This is a genomic window from Methylorubrum zatmanii (assembly GCF_014845115.1).
Lineage (GTDB): Bacteria > Pseudomonadota > Alphaproteobacteria > Rhizobiales > Beijerinckiaceae > Methylobacterium > Methylobacterium zatmanii.
Genome location: NZ_NKUI01000197.1, coordinates 1 through 5,999, shown reverse-complemented (window position 1 = coordinate 5,999; position 5,999 = coordinate 1). Strand labels below are relative to the sequence as shown.

The window sequence follows — 5,999 nt, the reverse complement described above, 5'->3', positions numbered from 1 at the left end:
TCTGGCTGCTGCGCCGGGCCTCTCCCGCCCCTGGCCCGGCGCAGCAGCCAGAGGCCGGCCAGCAGCATGGCGAGGCCCCAGGCCAGGAAGCCGAGATCCCAGGCGAGCCAGTGTTCCCGCTCCACCCGTTCGTTGACGTGGTGGATGCCGAGCCATTGGTGATCGATCAGCCCCTCCACCAGATTGAACAGCCCCCAGCCGACCAGCAGGCTGCCGGCGAGCGCCCGGTTCGGCCAGCGCAGATGCCGCCCCCGCGCCCGGCGCCAGAGGAGGAACAGCCCCAGCACGACGAAGACGTAGGTGGCGCTGTGGAAGATGCCGTCCCAGAGGGTGTTGAGTTCGAGGTTCTCGATCGAGGTGATCGGGTACCAGGAACTCAGCATGTGGTGCCATTGCAGCACCTGATGCAGCACGATGCCGTCGAAGAACCCGCCGAGGCCGAGCCCGAACAGCACACCGGCCGCGACCGGAACATCCGCCTCCGGCCTCACGACCGTCGCGTGGCGGCCAAGCTCCTCTTCTCGCTCCGTCATCGTCGCCTCACGGCATGCGGTAGGCGGAGCCGTCCTCGGCCCGGGCCGGTTCCTCGACGTAGCGGCCCTGTTCGGGCACCGCGACGCGTTCGAAGTCCTGGGCCAGGGCGTCGAGGCCGCGGCGAAGCTCCGGGCCCTGGAGCGGCCGGCCGTGGCCGGTGATGGCCCGCTCGGGCCTGAGCGCGGCGAGGCCGCGCACGGAGCCGGCGGCGGCCGGCCAATCCAGGGTGAGATACATCGGCGGCCCGTGCACCTCCGGCTCCTGGGTGATCACCGCATAGGCGGATTCCTGGGCGGTGGTGACGAAGGCGTCCCCGGCGATCAGGCTGCCATCGGCCTCCCGCCAGAACGAGACGTGGCCCGGCGCATGGCCCGGCGTGTGCAGCCAGCGCCAGCCGGGCATCGGCGGCACGCTGCCATCGGCGGGCAGCGGGCGCAGCCGCGCGGACACATCCACCGGCTTCGTCGGATAGAGCGGCGCGATCCGCGCCATCAACCCGCCGCCGACGCTCGGATCCGGCGCCGGATAGGCGGCGCTGCCGTCGAGATAGGGGCGTTCGAGACCGTGGGCGTAGACGGGGGCGTCCCACTCTTCCGCCAGATCCTCCAGCACGCCGACATGGTCGAAATGGCCGTGGGTCAGCACGATCGCCGCCGGGCGGGCGCCCTCGCCGAAACGGGCGGCGGCGGCCTTGCGGATCGCGTCCTTGGATCCGGGGATGCCGGCATCCACCAGCACCCAGTTGCGGTCGCCCGCGCCCGGCACGCCGACGAACACCACGTTGGCGAGCAGGAGGCGGCGATAGGCGAGATCGGGGGCGATGGCGTGGGTACCGTCGTCGCGCTCCGCATCGGCCTGCGGGTCGTCGGCGCGGGCCTGACGGCTGATCGGGATCTGCTGCGCCACGGCCTTCTCCTGTGCAGTACGAGGCGGAGGATCTGCCGGGCATCCGGTCCGGCAGGCGTCGTCACCACGGGAAGGCAGGTGGGTGAGCTTTGTTCCCGTCCGTGAGAACAAGGAAAGATGTGTCGCAGGATAGCCTTGAGAAACTTTGCCGCGTTGCTTGGGTTGAGCGGGTGAGTGTTTGTGAAAAGCTCTAACATTTGCGAGGCGATGGCTGGGGCCGCGCGACGGCTCCGCCTCCTCGTCCTCCGGGGCCGATGCCGTGACCGATCCGACCTACCCGCCCCTCGACGTGCTCAAGCCCGTCGCCTCCGGTCTCTGGATCGTCGATAGCGGCCCGATCCATGCCGGCGGGATGCCGCTGCCGGTGCGCATGACCGTGATCCGGCTCGGCAGCGGCGAGATCTGGCTCCATTCGCCGACCCGTTACGATGCGGGCCTGCACCGCGCGATCGAGGCGCTCGGGCCGATCCGCCACCTCGTCTCGCCCAATATCGCCCACTGGACCTATCTGAAGGAGTGGCAGCGGCATTGCCCGCAGGCCCTGACCTGGGCGGCTCCCGAACTGCGTGCCCGCCGACAGGTGCGCAAGGCGGCCCTGCGCCTCGACCGGGATCTCGCCGACACGGCCCCGCCGGAATGGGCCGCCGACCTCACACAGGTGGCGGTGCCCGGCGGCTTCGGCTTCCGGGAGGTGGCCTTCCACCATCCCGCCTCGGCGACGCTGATCCTGACCGACCTCGTGCTGAACCTGGAGCCGCAGAAGCTGCCGCCGCCGATGCGTCCGCTCCTGCGGATAGCCGGTGCCACCGCCCCGGACGGACGGGCACCGATCTATCTTCGCTGGGTGATCGGCCTGCGCAAGCGGGAGGCGGGCCGTGCCGCCGCCGCTCTCGTCGCCCTGGCGCCGGAGCGGGTGGTGTTCAGCCACGGCGCCTGGTTCGAGCGGAACGGCACGGCCGAACTGCGCCGCTCCCTGCGCTGGCTGCTCACCTGAGGGGGCGTGACGCGCTCTGTCAGCCGTTCTTGCGCGGGCGGTGGTTGGGATCGACGCCCCCTTCCGGTGTCGTCTCGTTCTCGACATCGCCCTCGAAGGTGGAGTCCCCTTCGAGCTGTTCCGGCTCCGTCCCCGTCAGCCCCTTCGATTGGCCGATGCCCGGATTGCCCTTCAGGTCAGCGTCGGTCGGCGTATCCGTCTTCAGATGCTTCGACATGCGGAGTGGTTCTCCTGGCGTCTCGATAGGAGTCCGGGCAACCGGACTCCGAGGCCGGTGTTCCGAGGGCGCTTCCACCGGCCGCGGGCGGCCTCATCCACAGGAAGCGCGGCCGTTCTACCGGGCCGGCGGCGAGGTTCCCTCCCGCTGGGCCCGGTGCAGCGCATCGAGCAGCTCGCCCTCGATCAGCAGGGCGGAGCCGTAATGGAACTCGATGTCGAAGGCGTGCCGCGCATTCATCGACAGGGAGGCGCTCTGCATGGCGACGAGCCGCCCCGCCTCGTCGAACAGGCCGGAGCCCGAGCCGCCATAGCCGTCGTTGCAATCGTGGCGGGCGCGCCGGATGCCGCCTTCCGTCGGCGGATCGATCCGCCGCACCGCACAAGCCTCCAGGCTGCTGTCGCCCCGGTAGTTCTGGTGGCCGCCGGGGGCGACCAGCGTCACGGGAAGCGCGAGGTCGCCCGTGGGCAGGTCGGGGGCTGAGGCCGGCATCGGCTGGCGCGGCCCCTCGGCCGGCTGCGTGAGGCGCAAAAGCGCCCAATCGTCGGTGATGTGGAGACGCTGCGCGTCCGGGGCGACGCCGAGGCGCAGGCTGTCGGCGACGAAGTCGTAGTTGCGGCCGCCGATCTGAAAATAGCAGTCGCTGACTTGCCGGGTCGTCTCGAGCTGCCGGTTCCGGAAATTGTGCGCGTTCAACAGCACGAGGGAGGGCGTGCCGATCAGCCACGCGGCGGCCGCCTTCTGCGGCACTCCGTCCGGGCGGCGGCACCAGAGCACGCCGGCCCCGGGATAGCGGGCCCTGTCGTCGGCGGTCAGGTCGCGGCGCCCGTCGCGGGGATAGAGCGCGGCGGTCCGGGGCACGTCCCTGGCGGTGGATTGTGCGGTGCGCCCGGTGAGGGCGACGGGGCTCTCGCGCCGCCCGTCCCCGGCACCGGCTCCCTCCCCGGACGATACAGCCAGCGCGAGCACAGCCCCCGCCGCCAGAACCCGCCTCACGTGCCGCTCCTGCGCCATCGCCGACAAGCCTCCCGCCCGCCGGGCCGCTTCGCCGGGGCCCGTTGACGACAGTGGTGCGACGGGACCCCGCGTCGGTCAAGCTGCCGCGAGACGGGCGCGGCGCTACGTCTTGGCACTTTTAGAATTACCTTATCGTCCCGGCAAGAAATGTCCGACCAGCTAAAGACTTCTCCTTCAATCGAAGCCTAGAAATTATAGGCGAAAGGCCGCTAATAAGTCTTTCATAAGACTGCTGAGGTCTAAGAAATTTCTTAGATTTACAATGCAGCCGTTCGAAGGGCTTCGGGTGAGCCTGGAACCTCAGAAAGAACATCTGAGAGACACCGCGAGGCCGAAAGGCGAGGCGGTTGAGTGAGGAGACGCAGGATGAGCAGGTTTGTGACATCGGTCTCGGCCCTGGCAATGCTGGCGCTCGCGCCAGCCGCGCTCTCGAGCGCCGCCTACGCCAACGACAAGCTCGTGGAGCTGTCGAAGAGCGACGAAAACTGGGCGATGCCGGGCAAGAACTACGATTCGAACAATTATAGCGAGCTGAAGCAGGTCAACAAGAGCAACGTGAAGCAGCTCCGGCCGGCTTGGACGTTCTCGACCGGCCTGCTGAACGGCCACGAAGGTGCGCCGCTCGTCGTCGACGGCAAGATGTACATCCACACCTCGTTCCCGAACAACACGTTCGCCCTCGGCCTCGACGATCCGGGCCACATCCTGTGGCAGGACAAGCCGAAGCAGAACCCGGCCGCCCGCGCCGTCGCCTGCTGCGATCTCGTCAACCGCGGCCTCGCCTACTGGCCGGGCGACGGCAAGACCCCGGCGCTGATCCTCAAGACCCAGCTCGACGGCAACGTCGCGGCGCTCAACGCCGAGACCGGCGAGACGGTGTGGAAGGTCGAGAATTCCGACATCAAGGTCGGCTCGACGCTCACCATCGCCCCCTACGTCGTGAAGGACAAGGTGATCATCGGCTCCTCGGGCGCCGAGCTCGGCGTGCGCGGCTATCTCACCGCCTACGACGTCAAGACCGGTGCGCAGGTGTGGCGCGCCTACGCCACGGGTCCGGACAAGGATCTGCTGCTGGCCGACGACTTCAACGTCAAGAACGCCCATTACGGCCAGAAGGGCCTCGGCACCGGCACCTGGGAGGGCGATGCCTGGAAGATCGGCGGCGGCACCAACTGGGGTTGGTATGCCTACGATCCGGGCACGAACCTGATCTATTTCGGCACCGGCAACCCGGCGCCGTGGAATGAGACCATGCGTCCCGGCGACAACAAGTGGACGATGACGATCTTCGGCCGCGACGCCGATACGGGTGAGGCCAAGTTCGGCTACCAGAAGACCCCGCACGACGAGTGGGACTATGCCGGCGTCAACGTCATGATGCTCTCCGAGCAGAAGGACAAGGACGGCAAGGTCCGCAAGCTGCTGACCCACCCGGACCGCAATGGCATCGTCTACACCCTCGACCGCACCGACGGCTCGCTGGTCTCGGCCAACAAGCTCGACGACACGGTCAACGTGTTCAAATCGGTCGATCTGAAGACCGGCCAGCCGGTGCGCGATCCCGAATACGGCACCCGGATGGACCACCTCGCCAAGGACATCTGCCCCTCGGCGATGGGCTACCACAACCAGGGGCACGACTCGTACGATCCGAAGCGTGAACTGTTCTTCATGGGCATCAACCACATCTGCATGGATTGGGAGCCCTTCATGCTGCCCTATCGTGCGGGTCAGTTCTTCGTGGGTGCCACGCTGAACATGTATCCGGGCCCGAAGGGCGACCGCCAGAACTACGAAGGTCTCGGGCAGATCAAGGCGTACAACGCGATCACCGGCGACTATAAGTGGGAGAAGATGGAGCGCTTCGCGGTGTGGGGCGGGACCCTGGCCACCGCCGGCGACCTCGTCTTCTACGGCACGCTCGACGGCTACCTGAAGGCGCGTGACTCCGACACGGGTGACCTCCTCTGGAAGTTCAAGATCCCGTCCGGCGCCATCGGCTACCCGATGACCTATAGCCACAAGGGCACGCAGTACGTCGCCATCTACTACGGCGTCGGCGGCTGGCCGGGCGTGGGCCTCGTGTTCGACCTCGCCGACCCGACCGCCGGTCTCGGTGCGGTGGGCGCCTTCAAGAAGCTCGCCAACTACACCCAGATGGGTGGCGGCGTGATCGTGTTCTCGCTCGACGGCAAGGGCCCCTACGACGATCCGAACGTCGGCGAGTGGAAGTCGGCCTCCAAGTAAGTGGCCTCCAAGTAAGCGGCCTGTCTAAGCGGCCTGTCGGGGTCCAGCCCTCGGGCCGGACCCCGCCCGTCCCGGATCCGGGAC

At 68.2% G+C, this 5,999-nt stretch carries 6 protein-coding genes; 2 read left to right on the top strand and 4 right to left on the bottom strand.

Annotated elements, in window-relative coordinates:
- Positions 1-533 (bottom strand): DUF2243 domain-containing protein (locus MZTS_RS20715; protein ID WP_192285257.1); only part of this gene is annotated, 533 nt, incomplete at its 3' end.
- A gap of 7 nt (positions 534-540) precedes the next feature.
- Positions 541-1,440, bottom strand: a complete 900-nt coding sequence (locus MZTS_RS20710) for an MBL fold metallo-hydrolase (protein ID WP_192285256.1) — start codon at positions 1,438-1,440, stop codon at positions 541-543.
- 259 nt (positions 1,441-1,699) lie between these two features.
- Here MZTS_RS20710 and MZTS_RS20705 point away from each other — a divergent pair, with 259 nt between their 5' ends.
- Complete coding sequence (locus MZTS_RS20705) at positions 1,700-2,434, top strand: DUF4336 domain-containing protein (protein WP_192285255.1); 735 nt, start codon at positions 1,700-1,702, stop codon at positions 2,432-2,434.
- 19 nt (positions 2,435-2,453) lie between these two features.
- On the opposite strand, the gene MZTS_RS20700 is transcribed toward MZTS_RS20705, so the two are convergent.
- Both MZTS_RS20700 and MZTS_RS20695 read right to left on the bottom strand, forming a co-directional pair.
- Entirely contained in the window at positions 2,454-2,651 is a 198-nt protein-coding gene (locus tag MZTS_RS20700; RefSeq protein ID WP_009862318.1) for a hypothetical protein, read from the bottom strand.
- Positions 2,652-2,768: 117 nt separating this feature from the next.
- Entirely contained in the window at positions 2,769-3,665 is an 897-nt protein-coding gene (locus MZTS_RS20695) for a trypsin-like serine peptidase (protein ID WP_192285254.1), read from the bottom strand.
- Positions 3,666-4,034: 369 nt separating this feature from the next.
- Here MZTS_RS20695 and MZTS_RS20690 point away from each other — a divergent pair, with 369 nt between their 5' ends.
- Positions 4,035-5,915, top strand: coding sequence for a methanol/ethanol family PQQ-dependent dehydrogenase (locus MZTS_RS20690; RefSeq protein ID WP_192285253.1), 1,881 nt, complete (start codon positions 4,035-4,037; stop codon positions 5,913-5,915).
- The last annotated feature ends 84 nt before the right edge of the window (positions 5,916-5,999 follow it).